General features: G+C 64.7%; 23 protein-coding genes. 6 read left to right on the top strand and 17 right to left on the bottom strand.

Features of this window, described 5'->3' with window-relative positions; genetic code table 11:
- Nucleotides 1–13: 13 nt before the first annotated feature.
- Genes ureG through ureC form a run of 8 tightly spaced genes read right to left on the bottom strand, consistent with a single transcriptional unit; the run spans nt 14 to nt 5790 of the window.
- Complete coding sequence (gene ureG / locus FJ967_RS06880; RefSeq protein WP_140730959.1) at nt 14–655, bottom strand: urease accessory protein UreG; 642 nt, start codon at nt 653–655, stop codon at nt 14–16.
- Nucleotides 652–1092, bottom strand: coding sequence for a DUF3995 domain-containing protein (locus FJ967_RS06875; RefSeq protein ID WP_140730958.1), 441 nt, complete (start codon nt 1090–1092; stop codon nt 652–654). The genes ureG and FJ967_RS06875 overlap by 4 nt, the downstream gene beginning before the upstream one ends.
- A complete protein-coding gene (locus tag FJ967_RS06870) occupies nt 1089–1760 on the bottom strand; it encodes an urease accessory protein UreF (protein WP_181175701.1) in 672 nt (223 codons plus the stop codon). Before FJ967_RS06870 ends, FJ967_RS06875 begins: the two co-directional genes overlap by 4 nt.
- Entirely contained in the window at nt 1753–2343 is a 591-nt protein-coding gene (locus tag FJ967_RS06865) for an urease accessory protein UreE (protein ID WP_140730957.1), read from the bottom strand. Before FJ967_RS06865 ends, FJ967_RS06870 begins: the two co-directional genes overlap by 8 nt.
- Nucleotides 2340–2945, bottom strand: a complete 606-nt coding sequence (locus tag FJ967_RS06860; RefSeq protein WP_140730956.1) for a glutathione S-transferase family protein — start codon at nt 2943–2945, stop codon at nt 2340–2342. The genes FJ967_RS06865 and FJ967_RS06860 overlap by 4 nt, the downstream gene beginning before the upstream one ends.
- 44 nt (nt 2946–2989) lie before the next feature.
- The gene (locus tag FJ967_RS06855) at nt 2990–3583 is read right to left on the bottom strand and encodes a hypothetical protein (protein WP_140730955.1); all 594 of its coding nucleotides are present in this window, start codon (nt 3581–3583) and stop codon (nt 2990–2992) included.
- Between the two features lie 25 nt (nt 3584–3608).
- On the bottom strand, nt 3609–4043 hold the full coding sequence (locus tag FJ967_RS06850) for a hypothetical protein (RefSeq protein ID WP_140730954.1): 435 nt from the start codon (nt 4041–4043) through the stop codon (nt 3609–3611).
- A gap of 31 nt (nt 4044–4074) precedes the next feature.
- Entirely contained in the window at nt 4075–5790 is a 1716-nt protein-coding gene (gene ureC / locus FJ967_RS06845; RefSeq protein WP_181175700.1) for an urease subunit alpha, read from the bottom strand.
- 164 nt (nt 5791–5954) lie between these two features.
- Between ureC and FJ967_RS06840 the strand changes: the two genes are divergently transcribed.
- Both FJ967_RS06840 and FJ967_RS06835 read left to right on the top strand, forming a co-directional pair.
- Complete coding sequence (locus tag FJ967_RS06840) at nt 5955–6329, top strand: hypothetical protein (RefSeq protein WP_140730952.1); 375 nt, start codon at nt 5955–5957, stop codon at nt 6327–6329.
- Between the two features lie 114 nt (nt 6330–6443).
- The gene (locus tag FJ967_RS06835; RefSeq protein ID WP_140730951.1) at nt 6444–6938 is read left to right on the top strand and encodes a hypothetical protein; all 495 of its coding nucleotides are present in this window, start codon (nt 6444–6446) and stop codon (nt 6936–6938) included.
- A gap of 74 nt (nt 6939–7012) precedes the next feature.
- Here the strand turns inward: FJ967_RS06835 and FJ967_RS06830 are convergent, their stop codons facing one another.
- From FJ967_RS06830 to FJ967_RS06810, 5 genes are read right to left on the bottom strand one after another with little or no spacing between them, the layout of a single operon-like run.
- A complete protein-coding gene (locus FJ967_RS06830) occupies nt 7013–7318 on the bottom strand; it encodes an urease subunit beta (RefSeq protein WP_140730950.1) in 306 nt (101 codons plus the stop codon).
- Between the two features lie 6 nt (nt 7319–7324).
- Nucleotides 7325–7912 carry a HupE/UreJ family protein gene (locus FJ967_RS06825; protein WP_140730949.1) on the bottom strand — a complete coding sequence of 196 codons (588 nt, stop codon included), beginning with the start codon at nt 7910–7912 and terminating at the stop codon, nt 7325–7327.
- Between the two features lie 25 nt (nt 7913–7937).
- Complete coding sequence (locus FJ967_RS06820) at nt 7938–8192, bottom strand: DUF1272 domain-containing protein (RefSeq protein WP_140730948.1); 255 nt, start codon at nt 8190–8192, stop codon at nt 7938–7940.
- Nucleotides 8193–8202: 10 nt separating this feature from the next.
- Nucleotides 8203–8505: an urease subunit gamma gene (locus FJ967_RS06815; RefSeq protein WP_140730947.1), complete on the bottom strand. Its 303-nt coding sequence runs from the start codon at nt 8503–8505 to the stop codon at nt 8203–8205.
- Between the two features lie 43 nt (nt 8506–8548).
- Nucleotides 8549–9391, bottom strand: coding sequence for an urease accessory protein UreD (locus FJ967_RS06810; protein ID WP_140730946.1), 843 nt, complete (start codon nt 9389–9391; stop codon nt 8549–8551).
- Between the two features lie 202 nt (nt 9392–9593).
- On the opposite strand from FJ967_RS06810, the gene FJ967_RS06805 reads away from it, so the two are divergent.
- The 3 genes from FJ967_RS06805 to FJ967_RS06795 all read left to right on the top strand — a co-directional run bounded on the left by FJ967_RS06805 (nt 9594) and on the right by FJ967_RS06795 (nt 11968).
- Nucleotides 9594–9848, top strand: coding sequence for an acyl carrier protein (locus tag FJ967_RS06805; RefSeq protein WP_140730945.1), 255 nt, complete (start codon nt 9594–9596; stop codon nt 9846–9848).
- Between the two features lie 4 nt (nt 9849–9852).
- A complete protein-coding gene (locus FJ967_RS06800) occupies nt 9853–11061 on the top strand; it encodes a beta-ketoacyl-[acyl-carrier-protein] synthase family protein (protein ID WP_140730944.1) in 1209 nt (402 codons plus the stop codon).
- Between the two features lie 202 nt (nt 11062–11263).
- The gene (locus FJ967_RS06795) at nt 11264–11968 is read left to right on the top strand and encodes a glutathione S-transferase N-terminal domain-containing protein (RefSeq protein ID WP_140730943.1); all 705 of its coding nucleotides are present in this window, start codon (nt 11264–11266) and stop codon (nt 11966–11968) included.
- Nucleotides 11969–11987: 19 nt separating this feature from the next.
- On the opposite strand, the gene FJ967_RS06790 is transcribed toward FJ967_RS06795, so the two are convergent.
- The 4 genes from FJ967_RS06790 to FJ967_RS06775 all read right to left on the bottom strand — a co-directional run bounded on the left by FJ967_RS06790 (nt 11988) and on the right by FJ967_RS06775 (nt 16233).
- Nucleotides 11988–12320, bottom strand: a complete 333-nt coding sequence (locus tag FJ967_RS06790; RefSeq protein WP_140730942.1) for a hypothetical protein — start codon at nt 12318–12320, stop codon at nt 11988–11990.
- A 115-nt stretch (nt 12321–12435) separates the two neighbouring features.
- Nucleotides 12436–13047: a nucleoside triphosphate hydrolase gene (locus FJ967_RS06785; protein ID WP_140730941.1), complete on the bottom strand. Its 612-nt coding sequence runs from the start codon at nt 13045–13047 to the stop codon at nt 12436–12438.
- 83 nt (nt 13048–13130) lie between these two features.
- Nucleotides 13131–14234 (bottom strand): hypothetical protein, encoded by a 1104-nt coding sequence (locus FJ967_RS06780; protein WP_140730940.1) that lies wholly within the window; start codon nt 14232–14234, stop codon nt 13131–13133.
- 184 nt (nt 14235–14418) lie between these two features.
- Complete coding sequence (locus tag FJ967_RS06775) at nt 14419–16233, bottom strand: methyl-accepting chemotaxis protein (RefSeq protein WP_140730939.1); 1815 nt, start codon at nt 16231–16233, stop codon at nt 14419–14421.
- 208 nt (nt 16234–16441) lie between these two features.
- Here FJ967_RS06775 and FJ967_RS06770 point away from each other — a divergent pair, with 208 nt between their 5' ends.
- Entirely contained in the window at nt 16442–17335 is an 894-nt protein-coding gene (locus FJ967_RS06770; RefSeq protein ID WP_140730938.1) for a D-alanyl-D-alanine carboxypeptidase family protein, read from the top strand.
- Nucleotides 17336–17703 lie beyond the last annotated feature (368 nt).

Below are 17703 nucleotides of genomic sequence, written 5' to 3'. Positions count from 1 at the left end.
AAGCTGCTGCCCGTCAGGCCGCCGTGCTGGCGGCAGCACCGGCCCTGAGCCCGCCATGCTCGACGATGAAATCGATGACCTCCCGCAAGCCCTTGCCGCGCGACAGGTCGGTGAAACCGAACGGCCGCTTGCCGCGCATGCGGGTAGCGTCGCTCTCCATGATTTCGAGATTGACGTTCACATAGGGCGCCAGATCGCTCTTGTTGATGATCAGGAAATCGGAGCGGGTAATCGCCGGCCCGCCCTTGCGTGGAATTTCTTCGCCCTGGCAGACCGAGATGACGTAGAGCGTCAGATCCGCAAGATCCGGCGAGAAGGTGGCGGCCAGGTTGTCGCCGCCGGATTCGATGAAGATGATGTCGAGATCGGGAAATTTGCGGTTCAGCTCGGCGATCGCCTGCAAATTGATCGAGGCGTCCTCGCGGATGGCGGTATGCGGGCAGCCGCCGGTCTCGACGCCGACGATGCGCTCCTCCGGCAGGGCCTGCAGCCGCGCCAGCATCATGGCGTCTTCCCTGGTGTAGATGTCGTTGGTGACGACGGCGATGGAGAACTCGTCGCGCAGCGCCTTGCAGAGCTTTTCGGTCAGCGTCGTCTTGCCGGAGCCGACCGGGCCGCCGATGCCGACGCGCAACGGTCCATTTTTCTGTGTCATGCCGGGAACTCCGTGGCGGCGAGGATGGCAAAGCCGAGCCCGATCAACAGGCACAGCGGCGAATAGAGGGCGGCATCTAGCCGCGCGAAGGGCTGTTCGGGCGCCAGCCGGCGCCACCAGGGCGTGAAGCCGGCAATACCGCGGCCGAGGAACACCAGGCCGATCAGCATCGACGTGGCGGCAAGCCCCTCCTTGGGAAAGGGCGAGGCAAAGAAGCCGATCAGCGCCAGCGGCCACAGCGTTGCCAGCGCCAGGCAAGCGGCGACAGCGAAGCTCGCGACGGATGAAGGCATTTCGTCGACGCCGCGAAAGCCCACCACGGCGTGTGCACAGGATCTGGCATCGCTACCCGGCCAGATGCCGCCAATGCCCCAATAGACATGCAGCGCGGTGATCAGCAGCAGGACGAAGGAGAGAACGAAGGCGAGCAGGATCATGAACGGAACAGTCTCGAATACTGGGTTTCGTGCTGCATAGCCATGACATCGGAGACGAAGGCGCAGCCGCCCACATCGTCGAGCGAGCACCTGGCGGCGCGGTCGGCGGTCGCTATGGCCAACGCTTCAAAGCCGGCTAATAATATGACGGCATCCTTCTGGCCGATGACGCCGAGCCGGATGCCGGCCTGGACGAGGTTGGAGAAGAAGGCTTGCAGAAAAGCGGCCAGCGCGTCCTGGAGCGCGATGCCATTGCCGCCGGCAACGGCGCCGACGGAGACACAATAGGCGCACTCATCCGGCAGAAGCCGCAGGACAGGCGTGGGCCAGGCCGATGCCGCCCTGGCGAAAGCGGCGCCCTGCAGCATGGTCTCCATGTGCCGCTCCTGCGATCCGGCCAGCGCCTCGGCAAGCTCTGCAACCTCGTGGAGATCGCCGCCTTCGCGGGCGCGGCGCCAGCTTTCGGCGAACAGCACGGCATCGTTCCAGCCCGAGCCCATCTCGACCAGCGTTTCCAGCCAGGCGGCGAGGCTGTCACTATCCTTCACCAGCCCGTCATGGACGGCGCGTTCGAGGCCATGGCTGTAGGAGAAGCCGCCGACCGGAAAGGCGGGCGACAACCACGCCATCAGCCGCAGCAGCGCGATGCCGGACGGCTGGTCAGTCATGGCGATGACGGTGGCCATGATCGTGATGATCGTGCGCATGATCATGATGGTCATGGTCATGATCATGACCGTGATCATGGTTATGACCGTGGTCATGCCCGTGGCCATGATCGTGTCCGCCCGAATAGGCGCCGCGTACCGGCTTGAACGGGGCGGAAACCTCGCGCACCGTGGCGCCGAGTCCCTCCAGCATCGCCTTGATGACGTGGTCGCGCAGGATGAAGATACGATCCGCCTCGATCGCCGCCGCCAGGTGGCGGTTGCCGATATGCCAGGCAAGTTCGGTGAGGTGCACGCCGTCGCGGGCGCGGATGTCGTAGATTTCTTCCGGCGCCGCGACGATCTCGATATGGCCGCCATCCTCCAGCGCCAGCCGGTCACCATCGTTCAGGGCAACGGGCTCCGGCAGGTCGACCAGCACCTTGCCGCCGTCGACAAGTTCGATGGCGCGGCGGCGCAGATGCCGCTCGTCATGGGCCAGAACAGCGCGGCCGGATGGCGCGGCGTCTGCAGCCATGCCGGCTGACAGCACCGACACGGCGCGCGGGAATTTGGTGAAGTCGGTGTTGAGGTTGAGCTTCATTTCATGGACCCTCCGTTGGCTTGCGCCCTCGCACGGGCGGGCCGCGCCAGGACGCGGTCGAAATAGGCGTTGACGCGCTCGGATTCGATCGCGAAGCGGCCGGCGCGCGCCCATCCGCCCATGTCGCCAAGCAGGACATCGACCGCCGAGAACCGGTCGCCCAGCGCGAACGGCCTGTCGCCGAGCCGGCGATCCAGCGCCTTCACTTCCGAGGCGAAGTCGTAGGCGGCGGCGGGGCCGACATCGACGCGAACTTCCTTCGGCAAGAGGAAGCGGTGGCGCAGCTTGTTCCATAGCGGCGCCTCGAGCTCCGACTGGGCAAAATGCATCCAGGAATCCATTTCGGCCCGACCAGCCAGACCGGGATTGGCGGCCATGCCCTTATCGGTATGCTTCTCCGCGAGATAGACGCAGATCGCAGCCGAATCCGTCACCGTCAGATCGCCGTCGATCAGGATCGGCACTTTGCCGGACGGATTGAGCGCATAGGCTTCCGGCGAGCGCAGCTTGACCTCGACGAATTCATAGGGCTGCCCGAGTTCCTCCAGCATCCAGAGAACGCGGCTGACCCGCGATCCGCGCGACCCGACGGCCTTGTACATGCAAAAACCTGCCTTTCCCGGCAACTCTAGACCATCGGCCGATGTCATACGATCGTGTCGAACAGCCGCAGGATGAACGATATCTGATAGATCAGCGCCGCCGCGACGAAGGCGACGTGGAAGCGGCGGTCGCGCACCAATATGGCGGCGATGCAGAGCGCGACGAAGATCGGCGTCCGGTACAGATATTCATTGCCGAAACGGGCGAAATGCTCCGGCCCCTTCAACAGCGTGTCGATGACATCGAGCAGATAGGTCGCGCCCAACAGGCCGAAAAACCAGCCGCGGCGCGAGTAAAAATAATCCTCGTAGCTGGTGTAGTCGAGCATCGAGTCCGGGAACAGCAGCGCGCACAGCAGGAACAGCGTGATCGCGTAGAAAATGATGAACAGGTATTTGCCGAAGGTCCATGTCTCGATGGTGTAGAGGCCGAACTGCCACCACCAGAAATGCACCATCATCAGCAGCACCGAACCGACCCAGGCCAGATGCACGGGATAAAGCCGGTACTGGCCGGGATGCTGGACGATGCGTGCCAGCCCCGACAGGAGACGGGTGACGCCGAGCCCGATCACCATGCCCATGACGATGCGGATATGCGGGAAGATGTCGTGAGGAGAGGCTATTTCGGTGGCCATCTACGAACAAGCTCGATCGTTGCGGTCAGTCATACCAAAGCCATAGCTTCCGGTAGCCCGCTGGAACTTCAACTTGTTCGGCCGGCAAGTGATCTACATCGCCTTCCCAGGTCTCGTCAGGTTCGAACCCGGACGGCAACCAGGCGACGACGTCTTCCTCGCTGGCGCGCGTCGTGATGACAACCTTGTCAGAGAATGGCCATTCTCCATCATCGCACTGCACGATTGCTATTCGAACGCCGTGAACGTCGGGTCTTGTCCGTATCGATTGGAATGTCGCGAGTATCGTATCATTATCCGGCTCATCCGGGCTGTTGCACAGCAGTCCGGCTTCGCCTTCAGCTCCATCAAAGTATTGTTCCAGTGTGACAAGCGGCATCACGGCCGGGGCGACGCCGCCATTGTATTCCCGCAGCGTACCCATCCTGGAAATCAGAGCCGATTTCTTTTGTTCATTCATGATGCGTCCGGACTCTTTGGGCACATCAATCCTAAAACAGAAAATACCGTTGCGCCATCGGCAGCACGGTTGCCGGTTTGCAGGTCAGCAATTCGCCGTCGGCGCGCACCTCGTAGGTTTCGGGATCGACCTCGACATGCGGTGTTGCGTCGTTGAGCACCATCGAATGCTTGCCGATGCCGCCGCGCGTGTTTTCCACCGCGACGAACTGCTTGTCGACGCCGAGCCTTCCATGCAGGCCCGACTCCAGCGCGGCTTTCGAAACGAAGGTCACCGACGAGTTGGTCCTGGCCTTGCCATAGGCGCCGAACATCGGGCGGTAGTGCATCGGCTGCGGCGTCGGGATCGAGGCGTTGGGGTCGCCCATCGGGGCGGCCGCGATCATGCCGCCGATCAGCACCATATCAGGCTTGACGCCGAAGAAGGCCGGGTTCCACAGCACCAGATCGGCGCGTTTGCCGACGGCGATCGAGCCGATCTCCTTCGACAGGCCATGCGCGATCGCCGGATTGATCGTGTATTTGGCGATGTAGCGGCGGACACGGAAATTATCGTTGTCGCCGGTCTCCTGCGGCAGCGCGCCGCGCTGGCGCTTCATCTTGTCTGCGGTCTGCCAGGTGCGGATCGCCACTTCGCCGACGCGGCCCATCGCCTGGCTGTCGGACGAGATGATCGAGAAGGCGCCGATGTCGTGCAAAATGTCTTCCGCCGCGATGGTCTCCTTGCGGATGCGGCTTTCGGCAAAGGCGATGTCTTCGGGGATGGACGGCGACAGATGGTGGCAGACCATCAGCATGTCGAGATGCTCGGCCAGCGTGTTGACCGTGTAGGGCCGGGTCGGATTGGTCGACGACGGGATGACGTTGGGCAGGCCGCAGACCTTGATGATGTCAGGCGCATGGCCGCCGCCGGCGCCCTCGGTGTGAAAGGCATGGATGGTGCGGCCCTTGATGGCGGCGACCGTGTTCTCGACAAACCCGGACTCGTTCAACGTATCGGTGTGGATCATCACCTGGACGTCGTAGTCGTCGGCCACCGACAGGCAGCAGTCGATCGCCGCCGGCGTCGTGCCCCAGTCCTCATGCAGCTTGAGCGAACAGGCGCCGCCCAGCACCATCTCCTCGAGCGCCGCCGGCAGCGAGGCATTGCCCTTGCCCGACAGGCCGATGTTCATCGGGAACGCGTCGAAGGACTGGATCATGCGCGCCATGTGCCACGGTCCCGGCGTGCAGGTGGTGGCGAGCGTGCCGTGCGCCGGGCCGGTGCCGCCGCCAAGCATGGTGGTGATGCCCGACATCAGCGCTTCCTCGATCTGCTGCGGACAGATGAAGTGGATATGGGCATCGAAGCCGCCCGCGGTGAGGATCTTGCCCTCGCCGGCGATGATCTCGGTGCCGGGGCCGATGATGATGGTGACGCCGTCTTGAGTATCCGGATTGCCGGCCTTGCCGATTGCCGCGATGCGGCCATCGCGCAGGCCGATATCGGCTTTGAATATTCCGGCGGTGGCGTCGATCACCAGTGCGTTGGTGATGACGGTATCGACCGCGCCCCCGGCGCGGGAGACCTGGCTTTGGCCCATGCCGTCGCGGATGACCTTGCCGCCGCCGAATTTAACCTCCTCGCCATGGATGGTGAAATCCTTCTCGACCTCGATGAAGAGTTCGGTGTCGGCAAGCCGCACCTTGTCACCGACGGTCGGGCCATACATCTGGGCGTAGGCGGCACGGGTTAGTCTGGCCATCAGCGATTGCTCCCGAAATGCGGTGTTGGTGAAGCCGGGTTGCACATTGCCGCCGTCCAATGGTCACGCAATGACCCGCTGGGCGACACCTTCCGGGCCCATTTGGCGGTTGAGGTTGGCAGGTCACCCCCAAACGACCGTTTGCCCAATCGATGGAAGGAAAATCCATGCGCAAAACGATAGTTCTCGCAGCCGCCGCCAGCCTGATGCTCGCGGGCGCCGCCAGTGCCCAGCAGCAGCCCGCGCAACAGCCCGCTCCGATCGCCCCTGCTCCGGCGCCCGGCGGTCAGCAGGCCGCGCCGGCGATCCAGAGCGTCAACATCGTCGACATCACCGAGCTGCCGAAGGATACCCAGACGCAGGTCAACCAGGTGATCGCCCAGCGCGGCGATGCCGGCCTGCAGAAACTGCGCAGTTCGATCGATGCCACGCCCAAGGTGAAGTCCGCCCTCCAGGCCAAGGGTATGACCTCGGCCCAGGTGGTCGCGGCCAGCATGGAGCCCAATGGCGCGCTGACCCTGATCACCAAGAAAGCCAGCTGACCAACCGGCGCGGCGGGCCGGCATCCGGTCCGCCGGCCGCGTCATGACGGGAACCGTAGCGGGACCGGAACCGTTTTGTTTCGCAAGTATTGGAACGAACCTCGAAAGCGGACTATGACCCTCACCACCTTGCCCGATATCAGATGGCGGCATGCCCTTGCGGCGGCTGCGTTCCTGGCGGCGAGCGTTCCCCAGGCGGCTCTCAACGCACAAGGGCTTGAAAGTCCGGAGACCGTCGACCGCATCGTCGGCTCGCAGGTCAATCAGGAAGAGGCCAAGACAAATGCGGAGATCGGCAAGGTCAGCTCCGCGATCGACCGCACGCGCGAAAACATCGGCACGGTGCGCAAGACGTCCAAGCTCGACAAGGTCGATATCGTGTTCCTGACCGATGCGGCGCGCAGCGAAGGCGGGCCGCCGCCGGTCATCGAGAACAAGGTTCGGCAGCATCGGGACGACGTCGCCGAACTGCGCAAGGAGATCGAGGCCAACGCGCTGCTTTTCAACGCCATCGATTCGCGGCGCGTGCTTGCGCAGGACGTTCTCGCGGTGGCGTTCGACGATCCCGGCAAGATCGTCATCTATGCGGCGGCCAAGCCGTCGGAGTGAGGCGAATGCAGCGTGAGCGTCCGCGCTTGCCCTGAAGCCGATCGCCCTTCCTGCGCGCCCGACATCAGACGCGCTCACAGCTTGCCCATCACCTTCTGCTGGAAGCCGTAGACCTCGCGATTGCCGCCGAGCGGCACCAGCGTGACGTCCCGCTCCTGACCCGGCTCGAAGCGCGTGGCGGTGCCGGCTGCGATGTCGAGGCGCATGCCGCGCGCGCGTTCCCGGTCGAATTTCAGCCCCTCATTGGTTTCGAAGAAGTGATAGTGGCTGCCGACCTGGATCGGCCGGTCGCCGCTGTTGGCGACCTTCAGGGTGACGGTCGGCAGGCCCTTGTTGAGCTCGATCTCGCCTTGGGCGGGGATGATTTCGCCGGGGATCATCTGGCCTCACACGACGCCGAAGGCGAGGCCAATGCCGACCGCCGCGCAGGTGGCACCGGCGATGCGGGCCAAACCGCGGAACCGCACGCCAAGGCCAAGCCCGGCGGCGATGCCGACGGCATGGAGCAGCACGGTGGCGATGGCAAAGCCGGCCATGTATTCGAGCCCGCCGGCGTTTTCGGGCACTTCCGTGCCATGCGCATGACCATGGAAAAGCGCGAACAGACCGATGATGGCGATGCCGGCCGAAACCGGCAGATCGGCCGCCAGCGCCACCAGCAGCCCGAGCACCACGACGGAGGCCAGTATGCCTGGCTCGACGAAGGGCATCGGCACATGCGCCATACCGAGGGCCGCGCCGCCAAGCATGACGCCGACAAAGGCCGCCGGCCAGGCCAAGACCGCCCTGCCGCCCTTCAATGCCGCCCACAGGCCGACTGCGATCATCACGGTCACGTGGTCGAGGCCGGACAAGGGATGCATGAAGCCGGCGGTGAACGAGGATGTGGTGTCGATGCCGACATGAGCATGGGCGGGCATGGCCGCCGCCACGAGCAGCACCGCCGAGAGGCACAGGCGTTTGACAGGTATCATCTTACTTGGCCTTTCGTTTTGGGTGTCACGCCGCCTTGGCCGGGCCGCAGCCCTCGGCCTTGAGCACGCGTTTGGTCGAAGCCGGATATTTCTTCAGCATCGCGGCGGGACGAATCGGCCGGGCCGTAAAATCGCCGCCGCAGTTCGGGCAGACGCCCCCCAGGACGTTTTCGACGCAGCCGGCGCAAAAGGTGCACTCGAAGGTGCAGATCAGCGCTTCGCGGGCGTCCGGTGGCAAATCCTTGTCGCAGCATTCGCAGTTTGGGCGCAGTTCCAGCATTTCTCTCTCCTCACCGGATCGGTTCGTGCACGGTCACCAGCTTGGTGCCATCGGGAAAGGTCGCTTCAACCTGGACATCATGGATCATCTCGGCGATGCCTGCCATCACCTGCGCGCGGCTGACGACGTGGGCGCCGGCCTCCATCAGCTCGGCCACTGGGCGGCCGTCGCGCGCGCCCTCGACGACGAAATCGGTGATCAGGGCGATGGCTTCGGGATGGTTGAGCTTGACGCCGCGTTCCAGCCGCTTGCGCGCCACGACCGCCGCCATCGCGATCAGCAGCTTGTCCTTTTCCCTTGGCGTCAGATTCATGCTTCTTCCTGAAATGATGTGGGCTGAAATGATGCGGACACAGTCACAGTGACCATAATTTGGGCAGTCCGGCCTTTCCGTTGAGCAATCCGACGAGCGGAACCAGCCGCCGGCGCAGCTGGTAGCCGTCCTCGGCGTAAAGCCTCGCAAGAAGCTTGCCAGATGCCTTCACGGTCCAGGCGCTGGCGCCCCCCTGGTCGCCGACGATCTCGCGGACCGGTTCGAGCAGGGCTTGCGCGCGCGGCGACACCAGCAGCAGCGTCGCCACGGCGATCGCCCCACCCGATATCGCCGGTCGCGCCAGGGTGTCGGCGATGGCAGGTCCGATGCGGAAATCCTCGGCATGGATGAGGGCTCCCTCCTTGCGGATGCGCCAGCGGTCGCGAAAAGTGCCCTGTGCGGCACGTTCGCCCATGGCCAGGCGGCCGAAGACGGCCGCTTCCAGCACCAGCGCCTCGGCGCCGGCGGCAAGCTCGACATCGAGCGTGCGGGCAAAGGCGGCGCGGTCGAAGACGATGGTTTCCTGCGGCAGCCAGGCAATGCTGCCGTTCTCGCCGACGGTCAGCCTGACCCGGACTTCGGCATGGTCGGATGCGGCGCGATAGACTTTTTCGCAAGCCTGGGTTGTCACTGCGGCGCTGGCATGCGCGCCGACGTCGACATCCCAGCCGAGGCGGTCGCCGCCGGTCAGCCCGCCGGCGGTGTTGATCAGCACGGCCTCCAGCGGGCCGGCCGAAACCGCCGGCAGCCTTATCTTGGCGGAGCCGTCCTGATAGAGGCGCCGCAGCCGCGTACGGCCGTCGATGCCGACACAGCCAAGCTGTGCCTTGCCCGCCGCGCGCTGGGCCTTTTGGCCCGAAAACTTGGTATATTCGATCGTATCCACGCCGTCAGGTTAAGCACTGCGGCGGTTTTGTCGATATATAGCTTGTTGCTTGATGGCGTTTCCGTTTCTATAGAGGGAGCCACCTCGATACGGTCAGGCGACGCTTGGCGGGGGTATAAGGCGACGATCGCGGCCTGATATCGAGGACAACAAGGCGCTGTTCAGTTGGCGTCGGGAAACGACAAAGTGGGGAAGAAACCGAATGGCTGACCAGCTGGCAACGGACATCATCGAGAAGATCAAGGCCCATGCGGAGCCGGGCGGTGAGGAAATCACGACCAGCACGGAATTGACGGCGCTCGGCATCCATTCGCTGGAGCTGACCGAGATCATCTTCGATCTCGAGGAGCAATATGGCATCGAGATCGAGATGAACACGGTCGATGCCTGGAGCAATCTGAAGAATGTCGGCGACATGGTCGAGGCCGTTGGCGCGCTGATTGCGAAAAAAGCCTGACCGAATGCAAAAACGCGTCGTCATCACCGGCCTTGGCGGGCTATGCGGGCTCGGCACCGATGTGCCGGCAATCTGGGGCGAAATGCGCGCCGGGCGTTCGGCGATCGGCCCTATCGGCAGCGATTTCCAGAGTGAGCTGAAGGTCAAGACCGGTTGCGAAATCAAGGTGCTGCCCGATCATGGCATCGAGCGCAGGCAACTGGTGTCGATGGACCGCTTCAGCCTGCTGGCGGTGATAGCGGCGCGCGAAGCCATGCGGCAATCCGGATTGGCCCCGCATGCGGACAATACCTATCGGATGGGAACCGTCGTCGGCATCGGCGTCTGCGGCTTCGAGACGGTCGAGGAGAACTATCGCGCCATCCTGATCGAAGGCAAGAATCGCGCCGGTATCTTCACTGTTCCCAGGGTCATGCCGGGCGCCGCCGCCGGCCAGGTCAGCATGCATCTTGGCCTGCGCGGACCGGTGTTCGGCGTCACTTCGGCCTGTTCATCGGCCAATCATGCCATTGCTTCGGCGGTCGACCAGATCAGACTCGGCCGCGCCGATGTCATGGTCGCCGGCGGCGCCGAGGCGCCCCTCGTTTGGGGCGTGCTCAAGGGCTGGGAGGCGTTGCGCGTGCTGTCACCCGACACCTGCAGGCCGTTCTCGGCCGACCGCCAGGGCCTGGTGCTGGGCGAGGGCGCCGGCATGGCGGTTCTGGAAAGCTACGACCATGCGATGGCGCGCGGCGCCACCATCCTGGCTGAAATCGCCGGCGCCGGTCTTTCGGCCGATGCCTCCGACATCGTCGCGCCGACTGTCGAGGGACCGGAAGCCGCGATGCGTTTTTGCCTCGCCGATGCCGGGCTCAATCCCGAAGATGTCGACTATCTCAATGCCCACGGCACCGGCACCAAGGCCAACGACCAGATCGAGACCAATGCAATCAAGCGCGTCTTCGGCGAGCATGCGCGCGCGCTGTCCGTCTCCTCGACCAAGTCGATGCATGCGCATTGCCTGGGCGCCTCCGGCGGCCTGGAGATGATCGCCTGCGTCATGGCGATCCGCGAAGGCATCGTGCCGCCAACAGCGAACTACCGCGAGCCCGATCCCGACTGCGATCTCGACGTGACCCCCAATGTCGCGCGCGAGCGCAAGGTGCGCGCCGCCATCAGCAATGGCTTCGCCTTCGGCGGCACCAATGCGGTGCTGGCCTTCAAGGCGATCTGATCCCGGCGGTCACTACCGCCCGGCGGTCGCCACCGCCCGGGGGGCCGCAGCCTGATCTGCCGGGATCCCGAATCGGTTGACTGTCCGTCCAGGGTGAAACCGTCGCCGCCATATTGATTGCGCCGGGCCGCGGGCCTAATTCTTGGCCTACCCGCCAATCCCGCGCCATCTGGCGCGAATCCCCCCCGCCCAGGAGTTCCCGATGGCCGACCTGTCCGCCTTTCCGATCGCAACCCGCTGGCCGGCCAAGCATCCGGACCACATCCAACTCTATTCGGCGACGACACCGAACGGGGTGAAGGTGTCGATCGCCCTGGAGGAACTGGGCCTGCCTTACGAGCCGCACCTGATCAACATCGGCAAGAACGAGAGCTGGACCCCGGAATTCCTGTCGCTCAACCCCAATGGCAAGATCCCGGCGATCATCGACCCCAACGGCCCTGACGGCAAGCCGATCGGCCTGTTCGAATCCGGCGCCATCCTGGTCTATCTCGCCGAAAAGACCGGGCTGCTCATGCCGCTCGACGCGGCGCGGCGCTACGAGACGATCCAGTGGGTGTTCTTCCAGATGGCGGCGGTCGGGCCGATGTTCGGCCAGGTCGGCTTCTTCCATAAATTCGCCGGCCGCGAGATCGCCGACAAGCGGCCGCTGGAACGTTATCGCGACGAATCGCACCGCCTGCTCGGCGTTCTCGACGTCCGGCTGAAGGGCCGCAAGTGGATCATGGACAATGACTACACGATCGCCGACATCTCGCTGCTCGGCTGGGTGCGGAACCTGATCGGCTTCTACGAGGCGCGCGAACTGGTCGGCTTCGACGATTTCGCCAATCTGGCGGCGTGGCTGGAGCGCGGCCTGGCACGGCCGGCGGTGCAGAAGGGCCTGACCATTCCGGCGAAGGCATGAAACGGCCGGTAGAAGCGCCCTATTTGGTTTTCGCCTTGGCGCCGCTCTTGCCGACCACGGAGGCGGCAAGGGATGCCACGCCTCGCGCCGTGGCCACGACCGCGCCGGCGGCAATGTTGGCTGCCGTGCGGACCTTCGAGCTGCCGGCTGCGGCCGGCTTGCGTGCCTGAGCGGGCTTGGCGGCCAATTTCGCTGCGGCACCGGGCACGACTTTTTTCGGCGGCGCCTTGCCGAAGGAAGGCTTGGCGTCCTTGGAGCGCTGGGCAATCGCCGGGCCGGCTCCAGTCTTCGACTGTGTTGCTTTCGGTTGGGTTTGCTTAGCCTTGGCGGGCTTTCTTGCCTTGGTTGCCATCGGACGGAATCCCTCTTCTGGCACAATTGCCTCGTCGGCGATAACGACCTGAAAGTCTTAAGGTTCCCGTCAAAAAATACCGAAAATTAAACGGGTTAATCAAGATTAACCGGGGTTAACCAATGACCAGGTCGGCCGCCCGGCGCCGTGCCAGCACGCGTTCGATGTTGGGCATGTCGTTGGAGGCGATCCAGGCGCGCGCGTCGGCGTCGGAGCGGCCATGATCGTGCCAACGCTCCATCAGGCGGCGCTCGAGCTCGTTGCGCGGCACGTCTACGAAGATCGAGAAATCGAACAGCGGGGCGAGCCGCGACCAGGGCTGCTCGTCGAGCAGCAGGTAATTGCCCTCGACCAGGATGAACTTGGTATCCGTGCCGACGATCGCGGCGGCGGCACGCGACAATTCCATGCTTCGGTCGAAGACCGGAATGGCGATCTCGTCCTCGCCGGAGCGGATGCGCTTCAAAAGCGTCTCGAAGCCTGCAAAATCGAAGGTTTCCGGGGCGCCCTTTCGCGCGCGCAATCCGCGCGCGTTGAGCACGATGTCGTCATAGTGGAACCCGTCCATGGGCACGACCTCCACCGCGCCTTCCGGCAAAAGGTCATGCAGGCTTGCCGATATCGTCGACTTGCCCGCGCCCGGCGGCCCGGCGATGGCGACGATGAAACGGCTTGCCTTGCCAGCGCGCTTGAAGATGGTGGCGGCGAGGTGGGCGATTTCGGACATTCTGGCTCTCCGCGCGCGATTTGGGACGCATCTTGTCGGCAGTTGACGGAAATTTCAAACCCCCGCCGCCGGGCAATTTTTCCCTATGCCGCCGCCGGGCGGCCGATGCGCAGGAAATCGCTGTCGAAGGCAAGCTCGCGCACCGAGCCGTCGCCGGCAGCCAGCCGCAGACGGCCAGCCGCGGCGGTGATATCCTGCGGCGGTTCGCCCCCCGACAGCGGCAAGGCGCCGATGACGTGCCGGAAGGAGACGCTACGGCCCTCGCCGAGCGCGAATGCCGTCGCCACGCCTTCGCGCTTCAGCTCGTTGTCGCCGAGCGAGGCGGCGTGGCCAACCGCGGTACGCCCATCCTCGATGCCGAGCACGCCGAGATGACGGGCGCTCCAGGGCGCGTAGTCGCGCCCGCCGTTCGAGAACCAAAGCATGGTGACCGGCAGTTCGGCCGGGTTCTTCAGCACCAGCACCAGATCGTCCTCGGCCTGGCGGGCAAGCGCGGACCAGCCCGTGCCGCCATGGTCGGCCTCGACCAGGGTGAGGAAATCCTCGCGCCGATGCTCCATACGGTAGTCGGTGAGGTCCAGCGTGCCGCCGCCGGCAGCGGGAAAATGCCGGAGGTCGGACGACCGGCCGGGATAGGCAAGCATGGAGCGGCCGCGCGCCGGATCCGGCTCCGGCGGATCGGCCGGGGTGACGGCAAAACGCTTCGGCGAGAAGGCCAGCCTGCCGCCGCCTTTCATCACAGTCATCGGATGATGCGCGACCGAGATGGCGCCATGGCCGCCGAAAAACACATGTTCCTGGTAGAGAAAGGGATGATCGTCGACGAGCGTGAGAATCTTGTCGACACTGGCGCCCATCACCTTGTGCCGCAGCCGGAAGGCGGCCCGCCAGCCACCGTCGGTGGCGCCGTTTTCGGTGACATCCCAGGCGCTGTTGGCCGGCCAGCCATGCAGCGGCGCCTCCTCGACGTCGCTGCGCGAAAACGGCGCGCACAGAAAGTCGCCGGAGAGCCTGACGGTGCCTTGCGGCAAGTCTGAAGGCAGCGTCTCGCCCGCATCGACCCAGGGCGCGCGGTGCAGCGGCCTCAGCCGGCGCCCACCGCTTTCGACGGTCATGTCGGCGATATGGCCAACCGTGAGGTCGAGCGAAACCGAAATGCCCCTGGCCTTGATCGTAACTGTATCCATGGCGTTCTCACCCCGAATCTGCTGGGCGCCAACAAGAACCTGTTTGGCGCGCTGTGCAAGCTGGCGGGAGGCAATTTGCGTCGGGCGGAGCAGGAAGTTGCGGGCTTATCGAAGGTCGGCGCTGCTCCTCATTGCCCTGCCGGCATTTCTCCTCCCCGTAAACGGGGAGAAAGAGGCTGGAGGACTATTGCCGCTTGTACTCCCGCACCGGCGATTTCGTGCCGTCGGTGTAGGTGACCTGCACCGCCATCGACTTCACGCTGTCGGCGACCTTGAAATAGGGCTGGAAATTGTCGGGGATGGCGTAGGGGTCCTTGGCGTCGCAGGGCGGCATATCGAGCGACTTGTCCAACGCCGCGTCGTTCAGGCTGTAGCGCACCTCCTTGATGGCGCAGCGATAGGACAGCATCTGGGTGAAATAGACCAGGCCATGGTTGCCGCTGGCGTCGAAGGCGATCCAGGAGGTCCAGAACTGGTCGAGGATCTGCTTGTTGCCTTGCTGCAAGGCGGCATCGGGATCGAAGCGGATGTCGAACGGGCCGGCCTCGCGACTCCTGATGTCGAGATATTTGATGGCGATGGTGCCCGCCGGCGTGCTGTCGGGCACCTCGAAGCTCGGATTGGGCATCGGCTTGCCGGTCGCCTGGTCGTTCATGGCCAGGAAGCCGGTGTCGGTGAACGGGCCGGAATTGCCCATGCGCCAGGAAATGCCGGTCGCCGGTTCCGGCAGCGAGATGGTCATCGACCAGCCGGCATTGGAGCGCATCGGCGTCAGCGACGGCGCGAAGCGGGCGGGGTCGAGCACGTCGCCGAGCGCGGCCAGCCGGCTGCGGCTGCGCTCTAGCCAGTCGGCGAGCTCTCTCTGGTCGACGAAATATTTGAGCAGCCCGCCATCCTTTTCATAGGACGCGAATTTGGTCAGCGCCTTGGCCTCGTTGCGCTTGTCGGACAGCGTCTGGACGCCGAGCCGGTCTTCCGAAAACTCCTGCGCCTTGAGGAAATAGGCGGGCGCGAAATCGGGGTTGGCGGCAACGAAGGCGTTGAGCTTGTCGAGGCGCTGGGCATCGTCGAACTGCAGGATGTGCACCAGCTTGATCGACAGCGCCTTGCCCTTGTCGGCGAGCTGGCCGAACACTTCGCGGGCGCCGGCCTTGCCGTCCTGCACGCGCAGCAGCGTGGCAAAGCGCGTATAGGGGTCGATGGCATCGACGTCGAAGCCGGCGAAGGCCAGATAGGAACGCCGCGCGTTGAGCATGTCGCCCGATAGTTCGTAGACGCGGGCATTGTGGTAGAATTCGTCCGGCCGCTTCGGCTCGGCGATCGCCCCGCCCTGCGCCGCCAGCTGGGCGAACCCCTTGGCGATGGTGTCGATCGAAGCCGCGATCTGCTGCGTCGTCGCCTGCAGTTTCTCGGTCTGCGCCGCCTGCTGCGCCTGTCCGGCGGCCAGCGTCTCGGTCTGCTTCTTCACCTCTTCGGTGGTTTTCTGAACCTGCGCCGTCTGCTGCGTCTGCTGTTGCTGGGCCGAGGCGATCTCGTCGGTTTTCTTCACCACCGTGTCGGTCGACTTCTTGACCTCCTCGACCGTCTTCTGCGTCTGCGTGACCGTCTGCTCGATCCTGGCCACCTTCTCCGACACGATGCCCAGCGACTGCTGCAATTGCGCGATCGCCGGCACCAGGCCGGCGATCACGCCGTTTTGCGAATTGGTTTCCTGCTGCACGGCGTAGACGCCGCCGGCGACTGCCGCGGCACTGGTGGCGAAGACCAGCGCCGGCAGCGCCTTGGCGGCCAGCACGAGCCGCAGCACAATGGCGATGGCGATGATGACGGCGGCAATGGCGGCGACCAGCGCGATATAGGCGGCGAACGGCGCCAGCGGATTGAGCACGTCCGACACAGCGCCGCTGATGAACGCGACGCTGCCGGCCCATTTGCCGGTGCGGCTGAGCGATGCCTTGATCAATGACGGCGCAACGCCGCCTGCCCCGATGTCAGCCATGCCAGTCCCCCCAAAGCCGCCCGATGCCGCGCCCCTTCCCACGGGAAACGCGGCCTTGGCAAGAAAAGACGCAGAAACCGGGCGATTTCGGGGCGGATGACGGGCTCGACAATCCCTGTGCCAACCGGCATTAACCAAATGGACGCAACCAGCGCGTTACGTTAGCTTCGCCTCATCTCAGCAACAGCATCGCCAGAACAGTCCAGCCTTGTCTTTTCCGCGCCTCTTTCCGCTCTTCCAGAAGATCCTGGTCGCCCTCGCCTTGGCGGCCATGGTGGCCGGCTGCTCCACGACCGCGCCGCCCGACAGCGTGCTGGCGGTGCCGGCGCCGCCGCAGAAATACGCGGCCATCGTCGTCGACGGCAAGACCGGCAAGCAGATGTTCGAGGTCAATTCGACGGCGCAGCGCTATCCGGCCTCGCTGACCAAGATGATGACGCTCTATCTCCTGTTCGAGGCGATGGAGTCCGGCCGCGTCACCAAGGAAACGCAGATCCCGGTGTCCGACCACGCCGCCTCGCAGCCGCCGACCAAGATGCGCTTCCGGCGCGGCGAGACCATCGACGTCGATTCCGCCATCCGCGCCATCGTCGTCAAATCGGCCAATGACGTGGCGGTGGCGGTGGGCGAATATCTCGGCGGCTCGGAGGACCAATTCGCCGCCATGATGACGGCCAAGGCGCGCGCGCTCGGCATGACCAGCACCACATTCCGCAACGCATCCGGCCTGCCCGACGACGGCCAGATGACGACCGCGCGCGACATGGCCGTGCTCGGCATGTCGCTGCAGCGGCGCTTTCCCCAGCATTTCCACTATTTCTCCGAAAGCGACTTCATGTTCCGCGGCAAGCTCGTGCGCGGCCACAACGACATGCTCGGCCGCGTGCGCGGCGTGAACGGGATCAAGACAGGCTATATCAGGGCATCCGGCTTCAACATCGTCACCTCCTACGACGCCGACGGCCGCCAGCTGATCGTGGTGGTGATGGGCGCCGACTCGGCCCGCCAGCGCAACGACCATGTCGAAGCGCTGATCCAGCGCAGCCTGTCGCCGACCATGGACGGTGCGAAGACGAGGCTGATGTTTGCCGAACAGCAGTAAAGGTGCGGGGCGCCGGCGCCTCGCGGGGTGCCTGCGTTGGCGATTGGCCGCGCCCCTCGACTTCGTCATCCACGGGCGGAGCAAGGAGCGCAGCGACGCGGCGCAGACCCGAGGATCCATTCCGTGACCTATGAGCGTTGCCACGGTGCAAGTTCTGCTCCGCAGCGCCCACGTTTGATGTCCCGGCATGGATCCTCGGGTCTCCGCGACGGAGCTTCGCTCCTGCTTCGCCCGTGGATGACGAAGTCGGGGGAGGCGCCCGCTAGCCGGCGAATGACCCGACACGGCAGGCGATCCCCCACTTCCCCCCAAACAAAAACCCCACAGCCGGCTATTGTCTTGCCACTGTCACGCAAACGTGCGGAAGA

The organism is Mesorhizobium sp. B2-3-4 (assembly GCF_006442315.1).
GTDB lineage: Bacteria > Pseudomonadota > Alphaproteobacteria > Rhizobiales > Rhizobiaceae > Mesorhizobium.
The sequence above is the reverse complement of the archived record's forward strand: the minus strand, read 5'-3'. Positions and strand labels throughout refer to the sequence as shown.